Below are 18,325 nucleotides of genomic sequence, written 5' to 3'. Positions count from 1 at the left end.
CCTTCCCTGTCCTTCACGACATGTCCCTCGCGCCATCGACTCCTGTCCCCCGGGCCGTGTCGCAGCGGCCGTCCTTCCCTGCCCCTGACGACATGTCCTCCGCACCGCCCTCTCCTGGCTCGCGCGCAGCACCGCAGCGGCCATCCGCCGCTACCCCGCCCGACATGTCCCTCGCGCCCCTCTCTGCCCCGCAGGCGCGGTCGCCGTCCACATCTGTCTCTCGGGCCATGTCCTCGTGGTCAGCCGCCTGGGCCTTCGCCCTCCTCGTCGCCTGCGGTCGCGCCGAGCCCGAGCGCCCGGCGCCCGCGCCTGCGCCCGCGAGCGAGCCGGCGCCGACGAGCGCCGCCGCGCCCGCCGAGCCACCCGCGCCCGCCACCCCCGATGAGCGGCGCGTCCTCGCCTGGCTCGACCCCGACTCGCCCGCAGTGGCCTATATGCGGCTCCCGGCCGACCTCGAGCCCGAGGCGCTCGGCGAGCTGTTCGCCCTGCCGCCGCGCGCGCTGGCCCTCCTGCGTGCCCCGCTGAGCCTCGAGTCCGGCCTCGCCGCGCTCATCGGACCGGCCGCGCCGCCGCCCGAGCAGTGGCTCGCGCGCGACCTCGTCGTCATGCAGCCGGTGCTCGCGCGCGGCCCTTACCTCGTGCGCCGACTGCTCGTCCCGCGGGCCGACGTCGAGGCCTGGTTGCGCAGCGGCGGCATGGAGGTCGAGACCGTCGAGGGCCTGGCCGTGTGGACGCCCGGCCCGACCGCGCCCGAGGCTGCCGTCGGCGGCGCCCCCGGCCTCGCGCCGGATCTGGTGTTCCCGTGGCGCCTGGTCTTCCTCGCCGACGACCTGCTCGGCGCCTTCTCGCTCACCGAGATGGGCAACGGCCTCAGCCCCCTGACGGCCGCCCGCGACCTGCCGCCGTCCGAGCTCACGCGCACGATCGGCGAGGTCGTCGCCGCCGACCCGGCCCTCCTGCTCGAGCTCTACGTCCAGGGCGCCATGCTCCACTTCGATCTCAGCGACGACGTCGGGGTCGCCAAGCTGTCGCTGCGCCGCCTCGTCGAGGGCGACGCCGCGCGCTCGCTGCCCCGCCACGACGCCGCCGGCATCGACGGCGAGGTCATCCTCCAGCCGCTGGGCGACGTCGCCGAGGCCGCCGCCGCCCTCGAGGCCCGCGTCCCCGCCGGCGCCGCCACCGACGTGCTGCGCGACCTCTACAAGGCCGTCGCCTACACGCAAGACGGGCCGATCGTCCGCGGCCGCCTCCAGCTCGCCGCCGACGATCTCACGTCCCTGCGTCGCGGAGGCGGCGGGTGAGCGCCGCCCCTGGGCCCGCGTCGGCCTCCGCGAGCGAGCCGCGTATGCCTGCTGCCGTCCCTTCGCCTCGCGCGAGCCAGCCGCCCAGGAGTGCGGCTGCCGCTTCGCCCTGCGTGAGCCAGCCGCGAGCCGAGGCCGGACCCTCCACCGTGCGCCGTCGCGTGAGCTCGCCCCGCAGGCCGCCCCTGTCCCTGGCTCGCGCCCTGCTCCTCGCGCTCGTCGCCTGCGGCAGCCCGTCTGTCGATCCCCGACCGGCAGACCAGCCGGCGGACATGCCCCAAGCGACAGGTCCGATCGCCCAGGCCCCCCAGGACATGTCCAAACAGACATGCCCCGAAGGCCAGGACACGATCGGCGATCTCGAGTGGATCCCCGTCGACGCCCGGGTCGCCGGCCTGTTCGACCTCGGCGATCCCGGCGTCGACGCCGCCGCTGCCGAGCTCGCGCGCGCCAGTGCCACCACCCCGGGCATGCCGGTCGTCGCCGCGCTCGGCCTCGGCTTCCTCGGCACCCAGCTGCAGATCCTCCGCCGCCAGCTCCGCGACGCCGGGCTGACCCCGCGCGAACTGCTCCTCCTTCACGATCCCGGCGGCGCCGTCGTGTGGATCGTGCGCGTCCGCTGCGACCTCGCCGTCTTGCAGGCCACGCTGGCGCGGGCCTGGGGCGTCACCAGCCGCACCACCGCCGCCGGACCTCTGGCCGAGCCGGACCCCGCGCGCGGCTTCCCCCACGACGTGGTGTTCCTCGCCGACGATCGCCTGGCCCTCGTCCCCGCCGGCGCCGGCGGCAAGCTGCGCCGCTGGCTCGAAGGTCAGGCCGGCCCGCCGGAGCTCGGCGATCGCCGCCGCAGCGAGACCCCCGGCCAGGCGCTCGCGCGCCTCGATCCCGCCCCCATCCGCGTCGTCCTCGCCGGCCGCGGCCTGCTCGCCGGCGACGCCACCAGCGCCCCTCGAACCCTGCGCGCCTGGCCCGATCGCGTCGCCCTCGACGCCGCCCCTCCCTGAGCGCGAGGACGCGGAGCGCCCGCCATCCCGCTGGAGGCTCGCGCAACGAGCGAGCTGCCCGATCGGACAGCCCGCCGTCCCGCGCGCCGCCGCTTCGTGGGAGGTATTTCAGAACATGCCTCAAGAGACATGCCCGAACGGACCTGCCCTTGAGAGCATGCACGATCGAACCCGACATCGCGTGCCGCGCCCGTGACCCATCGCACCGGCGGCTTTGGGGCCGCTGCGCGCGCACTGGAGCTGCGGGGGCGCGGGCCCGCGACCGGTGCGAGCGATGTGAACTTCGTTCGAGGGCCGTCCACCGCCCCGAGGCCTGCTGCGGCCGGTTTTCCGCCCTGGCGCGTCCACGTGGCCTGTGGGCCCCTTTGCGCGCGTCCTCGCTCAGGTATAGTGAAGGGTATGCCTGTCGATCCGGGCCCGAGTTCGTCCTCGTCCTCTGCTGTCATGTCCGTCGCCGCGGTGTTCGCGGCAGGCTCCGGTCCCTGGCCGAGCCACCCGCCCGCGCTGGCGGACGACGTCAACTCGATCGACGCCATCATCCGCGCCATGTACGCCTCGGTCTCCTTCAGCGACGGCCGCGGCCCCGACGCCGAGCGTCTCGCCAGCCTGTGCGTCCCGCACGGCCGGCTGATCAAGGTCCACGCCAACAACATCGACGACATGAGCGTCCCCGAGTTCGTCGAGCGGGTGCAGCTCCGGATCAGCGAGCAGGGCCTGCGCAGCTTCGTCGAGCGTGAGCTGTTCCGCCGCACCGAGGTGTTCGCCGGGATCGCCCACGTCTTCACCACCTACGAGAGCCGGACCGACGACGGCGGCGATCATCTGCTCTACCGCGGCATCAACAGCGTCCAGTTGAGGCACGACGGGCGGCGCTGGTGGATCCTCACGATCCTCTGGACCGACGAGCGCGACGACTGCCCGATCCCCGCGGCGTATCTTCCTCGCTCATGAGCGCCGTCCGCGGTCGCTACGCCCCCAGCCCGACCGGACCGCTGCACCTCGGCAACGCGCGCACCGCCCTGCTCGCCTGGCTCGACGCCCGCGCGCGCGGCGGCGCCTTCGTCATGCGCATCGAGGACGTCGACTTCACGCGCGCCCGGCCCGACTTCGAGGCCCAGCTGCTGCTCGACCTGCGCTGGCTCGGGCTCGACTGGGACGAGGGTCCCGACGTCGGCGGCCCCTTCGCCCCCTACCGCCAGTCCGAGCGCGGCGACCGCTACGCCGCCGCGCTCGCGCGCCTCGACGTCTATCCGTGCACCTGCACCCGGCGCGAGCTGCGGGCCCTTCCCGTCACCAGCATGACCGGAGAGCCAGTGTACTCCGGGACATGTCGCAACGGACAGTCGCACCCCGGCCGGCCGGCCGCGATCCGCTGGCGCGTCCCGCCGGGCAGCGTCGGCTTCGTCGATCGTCTGTGCAGCGCCTACCACCAGGACATTTCCCGTGACGTCGGCGACTTCGTCCTGCGCCGCGGCGACGGGGCCTGGGCCTACCAGCTCGCGGTCGTCGTCGACGACGCAGACATGGGCATCACCGACATCGTCCGCGGCGCCGATCTGCTCGACAGCACCCCGCGTCAGCTCCACCTCCTGCGCGCCCTGAACCCCGAGTTGCCCGCGCCGCGCTTTGCCCACGTCCCGCTGATCCTCGGGGCCGGCGGCGCCAAGCTCAGCAAGCGCGACGGGGCCCCCGATCTCGGCGCCTTGCGCGAGGCGGGCGCCTCGCCGGCGGGCGTCCTCGCGGCGCTGGCCCGCAGCGTGGGCCTCGTGCCCCCGGACGTCCGCGAAGTGCGGCCGCAAGAGCTCCTGACCGCCGTTTCCGCCGCCGATCCGCTCGCGGGCCTGGTGCCGCAGCCGCTCGATCTCGCCGGCCTGTGACGACGCCGACCCCGTCCTCGGGCGCCCCGTGAGTCGACCGACGTCGCCGCCGCGAAGCCTTGTCCGCGCTGCCGCGGGTCGATAAAAAACCCGAGCCCTCTCCGGAGTCTTCTGCCGATGCATCGCCGCCTCTCGCCCCTCGCGTGGTTCACCGCCGCTCTCGCTCTCGCCGCCTGCAAGCCCGCAGCCTCGACCCCCGGGCCCGCCGACGCCCCGCCCGGTGGCGGCAGCGGCGGCGGCGAAGTGGCCGCCAAGTCGGCCTACGACTATCCGCTCACGCGCAAAGGCGACACCGTCGACTCCTACCACGGCGCCCAGGTGACCGATCCGTACCGCTGGCTCGAGGAGCTCGACACCGACGAGACGCGCGCCTGGGTCGAGGCGCAGAACAAGCTGACCTTCGGCGTCCTCGGCAGCATCAAGCAGCGCGACGCCATCCGCACCCGCCTCACCGAGCTGTGGAACTACGAGCGCTACGGCGTCCCCTACAAGGAGGGCGGCAAGTACTTCTACAGCCGCAACGACGGCCTGCAGAACCAGAGCGTCCTCTACGTCGCCGACAGCCTCGCCGCCGAGCCGCGCGTCCTCATCGATCCCAACACCCTCTCGCAGGACGGCACCGTCGCCCTGTCCGGCACCGCGATCAGCCAGGACGGCAAGTACGTCGCCTACGGCCTCGCCGCCGCCGGCAGTGACTGGCAGGAGTACCGCGTCCGCGAGATCGCGACCGGCAAGGACCTCGACGATCACCTCAAGTGGATCAAGTTCAGCGGCGCCGCCTGGACCAAGGACAGCAAGGGCTTCTTCTACAGCCGCTACGACGCCCCCGGCGACGGCGAGGCGCTCAAGGGCAAGAACGAGTTCCAGAAGCTCTACTACCACAAGATCGGCACCCCGCAGGACAAGGACATCCTCGTCTACGAGCGCAAGGATCACCCGCAGTGGGGCTTCGGCGGCGAGGTCAGCGACGACGGCCGCTGGCTCGTCATCCGCGTGTGGGAGGGCTCGGCCGACAAGAACGCCTTGTTCGTCCATGACCTCTCGGGCGGCGTCGGCAAGAAGCCCGTCGTCGAGCTGCTGAACAAGTTCGACGCCGAGTACACCTTCGTCGGCAGCAAGGGCAGCAACCTCTACATCCAGACCACGCAGGGCGCCACGCGCGGCAAGGTCGTCGCCATCGACGCCGCCAAGAAGGACGCCGGCGACCCGTCGGCCTGGAAGGTCCTGGTCCCCGAGGCGCCGGAGACCCTGCGCAGCGTCAGCCACGTCGGCGGCAAGCTGATCGCCTCGTACCTCAAGGACGCGCGCAGCGAGGTCCGCGTGTTCAACGAGAGCGGCAAGCTCGAGCGCGACATCACCTTGCCGGGCCTCGGCACCGCCGCCGGCTTCGGCGGCCGCGCCAAGGACGGCGAGACCTTCTACGCCTTCACCAGCTACACCTGGCCGACCACCATCTTCCGCTACGACCTCAAGACCGGCACCAGCGAGGTCTTCCGGCAGCCCAAGGTCGCCTTCGATCCGAGCAAGTACGAGACCACCCAGGTCTTCTACACCAGCAAGGACGGCACCAAGGTGCCGATGTTCTTGACCCACAAGAAGGGCCTCGAACGCAACGGCCAGAACCCGACCTACCTCTACGGCTACGGCGGCTTCAACGTCGCCCTCACCCCCGGCTTCTCCGTCCCCGACCTCATGTGGCTCGAGCTCGGTGGCGTGCTGGCGGTCGCCAACCTGCGCGGCGGCGGTGAGTACGGCGAGGCGTGGCACGAAGCCGGCACCAAGCTTCACAAGCAGAACGTGTTCGACGACTTCATCGGCGCCGCCGAGTACCTCGTCGCCGAGAAGGTCACTTCGCCGGGCAAGCTCGCCATCGGCGGGCGCAGCAACGGCGGCCTGCTCGTCGGCGCCGCCATGACCCAGCGCCCCGACCTGTTCGCCGTCGCCCTGCCCGGCGTCGGCGTCATGGACATGCTCCGCTTCCACAAGTTCACGATCGGCTGGGCCTGGGTGTCCGACTACGGCTCCTCCGACGACGCCGAGCAGTTCAAGGCCCTGCGCGCCTACTCGCCGCTGCACAACCTCAAGGCCGGCACCAAGTACCCGGCCACCCTCGTCTACACCGCCGATCACGACGACCGCGTCGTCCCCGGCCACAGCTACAAGTTCGCCGCCGCCCTCCAGGCCGCCCAGTCCGGCGACAAGCCGGCCCTGATCCGCATCGACGTCCGCGCCGGCCACGGCGCCGGCAAGCCGACCAGCAAGCAGATCGAGGAGTGGACCGACCTCTGGGGCTTCGTCGTCCACAACCTCGGCATGACCCTCTGACCGCGGCTCGCCGCCCCGTAAGCCCCGCGACCTCGCCCATGAAGTCGCGGGGCTTCGCGCGTCATGCTCCCGAGGACATGCCCTGAGAGGCATGTTTCTGACGACATGGCCATATAGACATGTCCGATGCGACAGCCTGCGCGTCGCTCCGCCCCGTGCGTCTTCGCGGCCATGCAGGGTCGCCAGCCCCCGGCGGTCCGCATCCGCAGCCGCGCGGCCAGTGCGTTTCTCCGTAGACCTGCCGTCCGGCCTGCACGTTGGTGCGCGGGCCGTCATGCCGATCCCTCTGCGCTCCCTCGTCTGTCTCGCCGCGTTCGCTCTCCTCACCACCGCCGCCGAGGCAGCCCCCGAACGGGAGCGCGAGCGCAAGGAGTCGCACCATCGCATGAAGGCCTATGACTTCTCGGCCGACGTGATGGCTCCGTCGCCCGCCATGGGAGCCACTCCCGGCGGCGCCCAGGACATCCAGTACTTCCGCGATCGCGCCAAGGCCGGCGAGATCCCGCACCCCAACACCTTCACGCCCGAGGGTCTGTTCAGCGAGCACGACCTCCCGCTGGCGGCGGGGCGCGCCTGCGATCAGCTGCTCTGTACCGTCGGCGAGGCCACCGGCGCCGCGCTGCTGGCCCAGCCCGAGGTGCAGTACCTCGCCCAGCTCGGCTTCAGCTCCGGCCTCGATCCGAAGACCTTCAAGCGGGCCCCGCTCAACCTCGTCGCAGTCATCGACAAGTCGGGCTCGATGTCGGGCCAGCCGCTGGATCTCGTGCGCGAGAGCCTCTACCGGGTCCTCGATCAGCTCGGGCCCGACGACCAGCTCTCGATCGTCCTCTACGGCGACCGCGCCCACGTCCACATGTCGCCGACGGCGGCCAAGGACAAGCGCGCCATCGCGGCCCGCATCGCCGGCATCGAGAGCGCCGGCTCGACCGCCATGGAAGAGGGCCTGCAGGTCGGATACGACCTCGCGCGGCGCAGCGGCCACGGCTTCAAGGGCACCACGCGCGTCATGCTCTTCACCGACGAGCGGCCCAACGTCGGCGCCACCGACAAGCAGAGCTTCATGGGCATGGCGCGCGACGGCTCGCGCGGCGGGATCGGCCTGACCACCATCGGCGTCGGCGTCCAGTTCGGGGCCGAGCTCGCCACCGCGATCAGCAGCGTGCGCGGCGGCAACCTGTTCTTCTTCCCCGACGCCGCGCGCATGACCAAGGTCTTCCGCGAGGACTTCGACACCATGGTCACCGAGCTCGCCCACGACCTCCAGCTCGAGGTCAAGCCGGCCGCGGGGCTCAAGATCGCCGGGGTCTACGGCATCCCGGGCAAGGCGATCGAGTGGGCGCCCGGCGGCGCGATCCGCCTCAGCGTCGAGACCATCTTCCTCAGTCGCAAGAAGGGCGCCATCTTCGTCGGCTTCGGCCCCGCCGATCGCAACCTGCCGACGCCCAAGGCAGTCGCCGATCGCCCGCTCGGCCAGGTCAGCCTCGCGTACACCGAGGCGGCCGTCGGCAAGCCGCGCAGCTCCGCGGTCGACCTGGTCTACAAGCCAGGTTCAAACGCCAGCGTCGGCCTCGTCCGCGGCGCGCGGCTCGTCGACCAGGCCACGGCGCTCGCCCGGGCCGCCACGCTGCACCACGAGCAGAACGATCAGGAGGGCGCCTACCAGCTCGTCCACGCCCTCGCCTCGCTCTACCGCCAGGATAGCGACCCCGACCTCGCCGAGGAGCGCACCCTCGTGTTCGCCCTCGAGCGCTCCCTCGCCAAGCTCTCGGGCCACGCCGGTGAGCCGACGCCCGCCGCGCCGACCGTCGATCGCGTGAGCGGCCTGCCGCCCGCGCCCGCGCCGCGGCGTTCGCCGGTCGTCACCACCGGCCCGCGCCAAGACCTTCTCGATCGCATCGACCAGCCGTGAGCCCGCGCGTCGCGGCATCGTCGGTCGTCACGACCGGCCCGCGCCACGACCTTCCTGAGCGCATGGACCTGCCATGAGCCCGCGCGTCGCGGTCTCGTCGGTCGTCACGACCCGCCCGCGCCATCGACCCGCCCGCAAGCCCGCGCGTCGCGGCCTCGTCGGTCGTCACGACCGGCCCGCGCCGGCGACCCGCCGGCGGCCCGCGAGCTCGCGGTCGCCGGTCGTCACGACCGCATGGGCCGCATCGACTTGCCGTGAGCCGCGCCTTCGTCGTCATCACCCGGCCTCGCAACGACCTCGACTACCGCAACCGCGCCTCCAGGGCCGCCCGAGCGGCGTTTGCCTCGCGTCCCGCGCGGCGCTACCCTCCGGCGGTGTCTTCGCGTGCTGCGCTCTTCTCCCTGTCGCTGGCGGCCTCGGCGGTGATCGGTTGCACCGGCGCCGGCGAGTCACCTTGTCCTTCGGACATGTCCACAAAGACATCTCCGTCGCCGGCCGCCGACGGCGGCGCTCTCGAGGGCTTCCCCCTGTCGCGCCTGCGCTTCGACCACAACCCCGTCGAGCCGCTCGAGCTGCCGACCCCGCTGTCCGAGGCCGACCTCAAGGCCCGGGGCGTGCAGAGCCACCGGGTGTTCACGGCCACGAGCCCGCGCGTGTGGCTGTTCGTGTTCGAGTTCGCCGATCAGAACGCGATGTTCGCCGCGCTCCAGGATCCACGCCTGCTCCTCCCCGCCGAGCCGCCCTACTACTCGGCCTCGGCGTTCACCGGTCGTTGGCTGCTGGTCACCGGCTTCCCCTCGGAGAAGCCAGTCTCGCCGGAGATGGAGGCCGCGCGCACCATGTTCCTCGAGCGCTGGTCCGGCCAGGAGTGACCGCGCTCAGATGGTGCTACCGGCGCGATGCAGCGCGCTGGACCCGGGCCGCGTCTCTCCGACATACCGCAGGAGCGGGTTGAACAGCCCGCTCCTGTCCTTTCGAGCATGCGCTTCGGAACATGTCCGAGCGAGCATGCGCTAGCGAGCATGCCCCTTCAGCCAGGCGGTACGCCCACCGCCTGGCCGAAGCGGGCAGCGCGGGCTCTCCTCACCCGAGGACCACGCGCACCGATCTGACCAGCCCGCGCAGCGCGTTCACCACCTCTTCGGTCGTCTCGCCCTTCACGAGCGCGTAGCCCTCGCCCTCGTAGCCGGACGCGCGCGGCTGGCCGACTTTCGGCAGCTTGCGGTCGACCACCCACGCCCCGGCGAGCTCCTGCGCCTCGGCGAGTCCCTCGACCGCGCGGACCACTTGTCCCGGACCTTGTCCGCGGAAGAACGCCGTCCCGGCCGCGAACTGGCGCGGCGGCGCCTCGAAGCGGTCGAACACCATCAGCTCGGCCCACTTCTGCCACATGTCCACCCCGTGACAGAGCCCCATCATCGGCATCAGATGCACGCCGGGGGGACGGGCCGCCACCTCGCTGATCACCATCGACCCGTCGGCGCGCAGGAACCACTCCATGTGCGTGAGCGCCGTGCCGATCCCGAGGGCCTGCAGCGCGCGGACGTTGAGCGCGCGGAACGTCTGCGCGTGGGGCTGCAGCTGCTCGCGGGGCAGCAGCACGCAGTACTGGATCCACGGGTTCTCGAGCACCTGCAGCGGCCCGGGCAGGTAGTAGCTCGACGAGTGCCACACGGGCTTGCCCTGGATCGTGACGGTCTCGAACGTGTGCTCCTCGCCGCGCACGAACTCCTCGGCCTGGGCCGGGTTCGACGGCGTCACGAACAGCTCGGCCAGCGCCGAGGCCAGTGACTCGTCGTCGGTCGCGCGGACCGTCGCGCGCGAGCCCAGGCCGGCCGGCGGCTTGAGCACGATCGGATAGCCGACCTCGCGGACGAAGCTGCGCGCGTCCTCTGCCGAGCCGATCAGCGCCTGGCGAGCCACCGGCAGCCCGGCCTCGCGCAGCTTCGCCTTCATGCGGTTCTTCTCGCGGAAGTTGCGGGCGACCGCCTCGGTCATGCCCGGGATCCCGAGCTTGTCGCGCGCGATCGACAGCGGGGTCTGCATCTGCTCGAGGAACCCGATCAGGCGGTCGACCCGGCCCCACCCGGCCTGGAACGCCTTGCCCGCGGCGATCAGCTGCTCGGCGTCGAGGCAGTCGCGGACCTGGTAGTGACCCACGACGCGGCCGCGGTAGCGCTCGGGCAGCGTCGTCTCGGGCTCATGGGTGATGAGGCCGATCCGGACATCGGGCAGCGACACCAGCGCGTCGAGGCACTGCAGGATGTTGGCGCTGTAGAACGGGGCGACGTAGAGGACGTGGACGGGCATGCGCGGCCGCGATCATGCCAGATCCGCGGCCGCGCGGCGACGCGCTGGCCTGCGGGATCCTCCGTCAGGCCCCGGCGGGCCCACGCCCGGGGACTGGCCGCGCTCGGGCCGACGGGCAGCAGAACCATGTCCGGACCTCGAAGTCGCGAGCGCGTGACCGGCGAGGCGATCCGCGGCCGACCGACAGACAGGAGCGATCCAGGGCGACCCGCGCGCCAAGGCGGGCCCGAGCCTCAGCTTCCGAAACAGCGTGAAGCCGGCGCACGAGACATGTCCTCGGGGACAGCCCACGCGATGGATCGAGGGCTCCTTGTCCTTTCAGACGACTTATCCACTCGTTCGCCGAACCTGTCCCGCAGGACAGTCTCCTCCCCCGCCGCAGGGAGCATGTCCCGAAGGACAGCCACTAGCCCCGCGTTTCGCTGCAGTGGGCATGTCCCGAAGGACATGCCGCCTAACGACCAAGCCGTCACCCGAGCTCGCCGCGGTCGATCCGATCGAGCGCCGCCTCGGCCGCCGCCGACTCGGCCGCGCGCAGGTTGGGGCCCTCGCCCTCGGCCAGCACCACGATCTGTCCGTCGGGACAGGTCACCTCCGCGCGCACCCGCCACTGCGAGCGCTCGTGCGTCGGGCGGTCGCCGAGCGGCACGTAGATCGGCGGCCGGCGCCAGCGCGCCTGGGCCCACTCCTGCAGGCGGGCCTTCGCCGGCTTGCCGTCGTCGGAGCGCAGACCGGCGAGGCGAGGCCCCAGCAGCGCCTGGAACACCAGGCCGGCGGACGCCAGCGGATCGCGGCCGGCCGCGCGGGCGTCGAGGAACGCCGCCCCGAGCACGGCCTCGGCCGCGTCGGCCAGCGACCCGTCGTGTTCGCGCAGCTCGGCCTGACGATGGGCCACCCACAGCAGCGGTCCGAGCTCGATCCGCCGCGCCGCCTCGGCCAGCGCCGGCGCCGACACCAGGCTCGCGCGCAGGCGCGTGAGCACGCCCTCCGACAGATCGGGGAAGCGGCGCCACAGCGCCTCGGTCGACAGCAGCGCCAGCACCGAGTCGCCGAAGAACTCGAGGCACGCGTTGCTCGGCCAGCCCGAGCGCGCGTGTTCGTTGACCCACGTCGGGTGCGTCAGGGCCACGCGCAGCAGCGCCGGGCGGACGAACGCGTAGCCGAGGCGCTCCTGCAGCGGCGCCAGGCGGACCTGGTTGTCGGGCCAGGTCGGCGCCCCGCGGCGATCGGGCAGGTCCTCGAGCAGCTCGGTCATCCTGCGGTCTCCGCGATCCAGCCGCCGCCGAGCACGCGCTCGCCGGCGTAGACCACCGCCGCCTGGCCCGGCGCGGCCGCCTGGACCGGCTCGTCGAACACCACGGTCGCGCGGTCGCCCGCCAGCTCGACGCGCGCCGCCGAAGGTCGGCCGCGGTGACGGATCTGGACCTCCGCGCGCACCACCTCGCGCTCGCCGAGCGGCGCCAGCCGGCGGAACTCGGCCAGCGTCAGCGCGTGCGTCTGCAGCGACGCCGCGTCGCCGACCACCACCTGGCGCTGCTCCGGCAGCACGCGCAGCACGTAGCGGGGCGACGTGCCCGGGATCCGCAGGCCGCGGCGCTGGCCGATCGTCACCCGGTGGATCCCGCCGTGGGCCCCGAGCACGCGGCCCTCCGCGTCCACCACCTCGCCGGGCGCCAGAGCGGCCGTGCCGAGGCCCAGCGCCGCCGCGCGCGCCTCGACCACCTCGCCGTGGTCGCGGCCGCCGACGAAGCACAGCTCCTGGCTGTCCGGCGTGTCGGCGCTCGGCAGCCCGAGCGCGCGGGCCTTCGCGCGGACCTGGTCTTTGTGCCATGTCCCGAGAGGAAACCGCACCCCCGACAGCAGCGCCGGCGGCACCGCGAACAGGAAGTAGCTCTGGTCCTTCGTCGCATCGACCGCGCGCAGCAGCGCCCCGTCTTCGAGGCGCGCGTAGTGGCCGGTCGCCAGCGCCTCGGCCCCGAGCGCGCGAGCGCGGGCCACCAGCGGCCCGAACTTCACGTGCTCGTTGCAGCGGACGCACGGGTTGGGCGTGCGGCCGCGGGCGTACTCGCGGGCGAAGTCGTCGATCACGTGGGCAGTGAAGCGCTCCTGCTCGTCGACCGTGTAGTGCGGGATCCCGAGCAGCGCGCACACGTCTCGCGCTTGATCGATCTCCGCCGGCGAGCAGCACGACCCGCCGCGGCCCTGGCGTTCGTGGCCGCTGGCGTCGTAGAGGCGCATCGTCAGGCCGACCACCTCGTGGCCCGCCTCGACCAGCAGCGCCGCCGCCACCGACGAGTCGACCCCGCCGGACATCGCGCACACGATCCTCATGACGGCGTCACCTCGCGCCAGTCGCCGCCGCCCTCGGCCCCGCGGACGCGCGCGATCGCCTCCGGCAGCGCCGCCAGCAGCGCGTCGACGTCGTCCTCGGTGTTGCCCGCGCCGAGCGAGATCCGCAGCGCCGAGCGGGCCGCCGCCGGCGTCAGCCCGAGCGCCAGCAGCACCGGCGATGGTTCCGGCGTGCCCGAGCTGCAGGCCGCCCCGTACGACACCGCGATCCCGGCGAGGTCGAGGTTCATCGCCAGCAGCTGGCCGTCGCAACCTTCGAAGCCGACGCTGACCGTGTTGCCGACCCTGCGCTCGCGGTCGCCGTGGACTGTCGCATCGGACATGTTCGCAAGGCCAGCTCGCAACCGGTCCGCGAGCGCGACCACGTGGGCGTGGCGGGCCGGCAGCTCGGCGGCGGCGAGCTGAGCCGCGAGGCCGAAGCCGGCGAGGTTGGCGACCGACTCGGTGCCGGCTCGGCGCCCGCGCTCTTGCTGTCCGCCGAGGAGCAGCGGGTCGAGCGCCAGCCGGCGGCGGTGGACCAGCGCGCCGACCCCCTTCGGGCCGTAGATTTTGTGGCTGCTGACGCTGAGGAGGTCGAGATCCCAGGCGTGGAAGTCGAGGTTCAGCTTGCCGAAGGCCTGAACAGCGTCGCAGTGGACCAGGACGGTCGGCGCGACTTCACGCACGACGCGGACCAGCCCCGGGATGTCGTAGGTGTTGCCGAGCACGTGATTTGCGGCTGCGAGCGAGACAACTCCGGTCTCCGGGTTCGCCCGAAGGGCGGCGCGCAGCGCGTCGGCCTCGATTCGGCCCTGGGCGTCGACCGCGACCAGCGCCAGCGGGTGCCCCTCCCGCTGCAGGCGGCCCGCCGCGGCCAGCACCGCCGGGTGTTCGAGCGGCGACGTGAGCAGTCCGCAAGGGCGCCCGGCGGCCCGCAGCGCCCGGGCTGCGCCGATCAGGGCCAGGTTGTCGGCCTCGGTGCCCCCCGACGTGAACGTCACCTCGAGCGCCTCGGCCCCGAGGGCCCGAGCGACCGCGCGGCGCGCCTGTTCGACGGCCGCCCGGGCGCGCTGCCCGGTGCTGTGGACGCTGGCCGGGTTCCCTTGAAGGAGGGGATCCGCCAGCGCGGCGATAACAGCGTCCCGAACCCGGGGATCGAGGGGGGTCGTCGCGTTGTGGTCGAGGTAGCGCACCCACGGCGGCTATAGCACGAGGCCCGGCGCGTGGAGCCCCGGTTACGCCGGCTTGTTGACGTGATGGGCTCCGGCGTTGAATCATCACAGCGCGTGAGTCTCCTCGGGACCATGATGGTGAGAGCGGGCCTGCTCTCCGACGAGCAGTTAGCCGCGGTACAGGCCACGAGCGCCGAGCGCAAGCTCTCCTTCGTCGAAGCTCTGCTGACGCACAGCTTCGCCGATGAAGACAGCGTCGTCGGCTTTCTTCACAGCAAGCTGATGATCCCCAAGGTGGGCGCCAGCATCCTCGACGGCGTCGATCGATCCGCGCTCGATCGGATCCCCGGAGAGTTGGCCGCGCGCCACGCCGTGCTCCCGATCTCGAGCGACGAGACCGGCAACCTCACGCTCGCGATGGTCGACCCGACCGACATGAAAGCGGTCGACGCCATCTCGGCGCACACGGGCGCGTACCTGGTCCGCGCCGTCGCGCCGCTGCGGGTCATCCGCTCCTCGATCGCTCATCACTACGGCATCCCGGCGCCCACCCTGCCCTCGCTGCAGGCGACCAAGCCGGCCACCGCTGCGACCCCGGCCGCGGTCATCCCCCCCAGCGGATCCGCACCTGTCCCCGGGGCCAGCCAGAGCCGCGCCGCTCCGGCCGCGGTGATCAACGTGCCGACGGTGACTCCGCCCACGGTCGGCGCGCCCTCGAACGGAGCGCCGGTCGTGCCGACTCCGCCGGTCGTCGAGCCGCCGGCCGCCGGGGTCGTCGCGGGCCCGAACGCCTCGCGTCCCTCCGCACCGAGCGGCGCCGCGATCCGCCCCGCCGCCGTGCTCCAACCGTCGGCCGTCCTCATGCCCGGCGCTCCGCGACCCGCCGCAGTCCTGCCGGCAGCTGCCTTCGCGCCCTCGCCGTACGGCATCCCGCCGCAGCCGGCCGTCACCGCCGCGGCGCCGACCGTCACTGCGCCCGCGAGCGGACCTGCCCCTTCGGTCAGCCCGCCCGGCAACGTCACCCAGCAGGCCGGCTCCTCGAGCCTCGCCGCGGCGCTCGCCGCCACGCCCGCCTCCGCCACCGCACCCGCGGGCAACGTCACCCAGCCGGTCGGCTCGTCCAACCTGACCGCGCCGCCGGCGGCCGCTGCCACACCTGTCTCTTCGGCCAGCCCCGCTCCGGGCAACGTCACCCAGCCGTTCTCCTCCTCGAGCATCACCGCGCCGAACCCCGCCGCGCAGAGCTCGTCGTCCAGATCGATCTCGGGCAGCATCCCCCGCGAGCCTGACTCCGTGAGCCCCGTGTCGACGGCGCCCACGGTACCTGTCCCTTCGGCCAGCCCCGCCACGACCGCCGCCGAGCCGGCCGACGGCAAGGCCGTCCCGGTGATCGCCGGCGCGATGGCGACCTTGCGCCCCGCCGAGGAGGTCGACACCTCGCGCGGCCGCACCGAGCCGGGCACCGAGAGCGCCGCCGAGACGCTGTCCGGCGCGGCCCGCAACGCCGACGACCTCGACATCCCGCTCGACGACCTCGAGTCCGACCGCGGCGGCGCCTCCGAGTCCACGACCGGCGAGGCGACCTTCGACGCCGCCAAGACCCAGACCTGGATCCCGCCGAGCTTCACCGCCGCCAACGAGATCATCCCGCTGTCGCCGGAGGCGTTCCACCGCCTGCTGCCGCGCTTCGCCACCGTCAAGTCGCGCGACGAGGTCACCGACCTGCTGCTCGACTTCCTCGCCGAGGGCTTCTCGCGGGTCATCATGTTCGTCCACGTCAAGGGCGAGATCCGCGGCCGCGACGCCCGCGGCGAGGACCTGCTGGTCGAGGCGGTGCGCCAGATCCGGATCCCCGCCGGCGGCCCCTCGGTGTTCTCCGGCGTGATCGAGCGCCGCTCCCCCTACTTCGGCTCGATGCGGACCGACACCCCGATCGACGCCGCCTTCTTCTCGGCGCTCGGCGGCGTCGAGGGCGTCATCCTCGTCCTCCCCGTCCTGCTGCGCGAGAAGGTGCCGCTGATCGTGTTCGCCTCGGGCTCGAGCAACCCGGTCGACCCGCGCAGCCTGCACGAGCTGACCCACGAGGTCGCCGCCGCCCTCGAGCGCATCATCGTGATCGAGAAGGCCCGCGGTAAGTGATCGGCGCCTGACCTGACGGGCATGTCCTCAAGGGCATGCCCGTTGGCGCATGCGCATTCGGACATGCTCGAACGCACATGTCCCGAAGACATGTCGCTCGGGCCCACCGTCGAGGTCGTCCGCGGTCATGCACCCGAGGGCCGCGACTCATTCGGTCGAGCGCGGTCGCGGACGCTCGCGCACAACGGTGAGGCCCATGGCGTCCGCCCGTCGCGGAAGCTCGAGAGTCGCTACGAGCCCGTCTCGAACGCCCGTCGCCGACCCTCGCCTGCCTCGACGTGGGCGAAAGTGCGTCTCACACGAGCGGCTTGCCGACGCGCGCGCAGTGGCCGAGGTGGGCCTTGAGGTACTTGCTGGGCAGCTCGCGAGCCAGGTGGCCGCCGAGGCGGGCGCTGATGGCGACCAGGCGATCGAGGTCGATGCCGGTGCGGCAGCCCATCCCGTGCAGCATGTACACCACGTCCTCGGTCGACACGTTGCCCGACGCGCCGGGCGCGTACGGGCAGCCGCCGAGGCCGCCGATCGCAGAGTCGACCGTGCGGATCCCGAGCTGCAGCGCCACCGTGATGTTGGCCAGGGCCGTGCCGCGCGTGTCGTGGAAGTGGACCGCCAGTTGGTCGAGCCGGATCCCCGCGTGCAGCAGCCCGTCGAGGATGTATTCGACCTGTCGCGGCGTGCCGACGCCGATCGTGTCGCCGAGGCTCAGCTCGTAGCAGCCCATGTCGAGCAGGCTCTTGCCGACCCGCAGCACCTGCTCGAACGGCACCTCGCCCTCGTAGGGGCAGCCGTACACCGTGCTCACGTAGCCGCGCACCGTCATCCCGCGCGACCGCGCCTCGGTGACCACCTCGCGGTAGGTCGCCAGCGCCTCTTCCGTGGTCTTGTTGATGTTCTTGCGGTTGTGCGTCTGCGACGCCGCCATGAACACCGCGATCTCCTGCATGCCCGCGCGTGAGGCCGCGTCGAGGCCGCGGAGGTTCGGCACCAGCGCGCTGTAGGTGACGCCGGGCTTGCGACGGATCCGGGTCGCGACCTCCATGTGGTCGGCGAGCGCCGGGATCCAGCGCGGGTTGACGAAGCTCGTCACCTCGATGCGCTTCACGCCGGCGTCGACCAGGCCCTCGATCATCTCGATCTTGCGGTCGGCCGACAGGATCGTCGCCTCGTTCTGCAGCCCGTCGCGCGGTCCGACCTCGTAGATCGAGACCTCCGCCGGCATCGACCCGAACAGGCGCGTCGGCTCGACGGTATCGGTTCCGGAGGGTCGTTCGGACGAATCAGTCACTGGCCTTGCTCCCGGGCGCCTCGGGGCGCAAAAGCTCGAAGCGATCCGTCGTGCGAGTGTACGCGATCCCGCCGAGGCGGCCGATCGACTGCAATTGCCCCGCGTCGATCGGCAGCAGGCGGCCGCGTGCGTCGCGACGGAGCAGCTCGCTGGCGACGGCGAAATGAACCACTTCGGCCACGACCAGTGTGGCTGACGGTTTGCCGGGGGCGCCGCCCCCCAGCGGAAGCGCGTGGACGAGCTTGCACTCGAGACAGGCCAGAGCACCAGCCACTCGAGGAGGCGCAACGACCGCAGCCGGCTCGGCCGCGATTCCGCACGCGTCCCACTCGGAGGTCTCGGGCGGAAACGCCGCCGACGTCGCGTTCATCGCCTCCGCGTGGGCGTCGGTGACGTGGTTTATCACCATCTCGCGCGTCGCCAGCACGTTGGTCAGAGTGTCCTTCATGCGCCCGTCGGGCCACCACGCCACGCTGAACACCACCATCGGCGGCCGCGAGCAGACCGCCTGGTAGTAGCTGAACGGCGCCAGGTTGCGGCGGCCCTCGTCGCTCACGCTCGACACCCACGCGATCGGCCGCGGCGCGACCAAGTCGGTCATCAGCCGGTACGTCTCGGCGGCGCCGATGCTCGGCGCGGGGATCTCGGTGTGGACGGGGATACTCCTGTGATTAG

At 72.6% G+C, this 18,325-nt stretch carries 14 protein-coding genes; 8 read left to right on the top strand and 6 right to left on the bottom strand.

Annotated features, from left to right (window positions below; all coding sequences use genetic code 11):
* Positions 1 to 227 precede the first annotated feature (227 nt).
* The 7 genes from OV090_RS26590 to OV090_RS26560 all read left to right on the top strand — a co-directional run bounded on the left by OV090_RS26590 (position 228) and on the right by OV090_RS26560 (position 9,288).
* Entirely contained in the window at positions 228 to 1,301 is a 1,074-nt protein-coding gene (locus OV090_RS26590) for a hypothetical protein (RefSeq protein WP_267707418.1), read from the top strand.
* Between the two features lie 314 nt (positions 1,302 to 1,615).
* A complete protein-coding gene (locus OV090_RS26585; RefSeq protein WP_267707417.1) occupies positions 1,616 to 2,305 on the top strand; it encodes a hypothetical protein in 690 nt (229 codons plus the stop codon).
* Positions 2,306 to 2,749: 444 nt separating this feature from the next.
* Complete coding sequence (locus OV090_RS26580) at positions 2,750 to 3,256, top strand: hypothetical protein (protein WP_267707416.1); 507 nt, start codon at positions 2,750 to 2,752, stop codon at positions 3,254 to 3,256.
* Positions 3,253 to 4,182, top strand: coding sequence for a tRNA glutamyl-Q(34) synthetase GluQRS (gluQRS, locus tag OV090_RS26575; RefSeq protein WP_267707415.1), 930 nt, complete (start codon positions 3,253 to 3,255; stop codon positions 4,180 to 4,182). The genes OV090_RS26580 and gluQRS overlap by 4 nt, the downstream gene beginning before the upstream one ends.
* A 117-nt stretch (positions 4,183 to 4,299) precedes the next feature.
* On the top strand, positions 4,300 to 6,507 hold the full coding sequence (locus OV090_RS26570; RefSeq protein WP_267707414.1) for a prolyl oligopeptidase family serine peptidase: 2,208 nt from the start codon (positions 4,300 to 4,302) through the stop codon (positions 6,505 to 6,507).
* A 274-nt stretch (positions 6,508 to 6,781) separates the two neighbouring features.
* On the top strand, positions 6,782 to 8,416 hold the full coding sequence (locus OV090_RS26565; protein ID WP_267707413.1) for a VWA domain-containing protein: 1,635 nt from the start codon (positions 6,782 to 6,784) through the stop codon (positions 8,414 to 8,416).
* Between the two features lie 374 nt (positions 8,417 to 8,790).
* Entirely contained in the window at positions 8,791 to 9,288 is a 498-nt protein-coding gene (locus tag OV090_RS26560) for a hypothetical protein (protein WP_267707412.1), read from the top strand.
* A 211-nt stretch (positions 9,289 to 9,499) separates the two neighbouring features.
* On the opposite strand, the gene OV090_RS26555 is transcribed toward OV090_RS26560, so the two are convergent.
* From OV090_RS26555 to OV090_RS26540, 4 genes are all read right to left on the bottom strand, one after another.
* Positions 9,500 to 10,726, bottom strand: coding sequence for an ATP-grasp domain-containing protein (locus OV090_RS26555; RefSeq protein WP_267707411.1), 1,227 nt, complete (start codon positions 10,724 to 10,726; stop codon positions 9,500 to 9,502).
* A 469-nt stretch (positions 10,727 to 11,195) separates the two neighbouring features.
* Positions 11,196 to 11,981, bottom strand: coding sequence for a ribonuclease III domain-containing protein (locus OV090_RS26550; protein WP_267707410.1), 786 nt, complete (start codon positions 11,979 to 11,981; stop codon positions 11,196 to 11,198).
* Complete coding sequence (gene mnmA / locus OV090_RS26545) at positions 11,978 to 13,057, bottom strand: tRNA 2-thiouridine(34) synthase MnmA (RefSeq protein ID WP_267707409.1); 1,080 nt, start codon at positions 13,055 to 13,057, stop codon at positions 11,978 to 11,980. Before mnmA ends, OV090_RS26550 begins: the two co-directional genes overlap by 4 nt.
* Positions 13,054 to 14,247, bottom strand: a complete 1,194-nt coding sequence (locus tag OV090_RS26540; RefSeq protein ID WP_267707408.1) for a cysteine desulfurase family protein — start codon at positions 14,245 to 14,247, stop codon at positions 13,054 to 13,056. The genes mnmA and OV090_RS26540 overlap by 4 nt, the downstream gene beginning before the upstream one ends.
* Before the next feature lie 111 nt (positions 14,248 to 14,358).
* Between OV090_RS26540 and OV090_RS26535 the strand changes: the two genes are divergently transcribed.
* Positions 14,359 to 16,365 (top strand): hypothetical protein, encoded by a 2,007-nt coding sequence (locus tag OV090_RS26535; RefSeq protein WP_267707407.1) that lies wholly within the window; start codon positions 14,359 to 14,361, stop codon positions 16,363 to 16,365.
* Between the two features lie 295 nt (positions 16,366 to 16,660).
* Here OV090_RS26535 and OV090_RS26530 read toward each other — a convergent pair whose 3' ends face one another.
* Both OV090_RS26530 and OV090_RS26525 read right to left on the bottom strand, forming a co-directional pair.
* Positions 16,661 to 17,584 carry a hydroxymethylglutaryl-CoA lyase gene (locus OV090_RS26530; RefSeq protein ID WP_267712089.1) on the bottom strand — a complete coding sequence of 308 codons (924 nt, stop codon included), beginning with the start codon at positions 17,582 to 17,584 and terminating at the stop codon, positions 16,661 to 16,663.
* Positions 17,585 to 17,642: 58 nt separating this feature from the next.
* Positions 17,643 to 18,251 carry a flavin reductase family protein gene (locus tag OV090_RS26525; RefSeq protein WP_267707406.1) on the bottom strand — a complete coding sequence of 203 codons (609 nt, stop codon included), beginning with the start codon at positions 18,249 to 18,251 and terminating at the stop codon, positions 17,643 to 17,645.
* Positions 18,252 to 18,325: the final 74 nt, after the last annotated feature.

The organism is Nannocystis sp. RBIL2 (assembly GCF_026626745.1).
Lineage (GTDB): Bacteria > Myxococcota_A > Polyangia > Nannocystales > Nannocystaceae > Nannocystis.
Note: the sequence above shows the minus strand (reverse complement) of the source record. Positions and strands in the feature narration are given on the sequence as shown.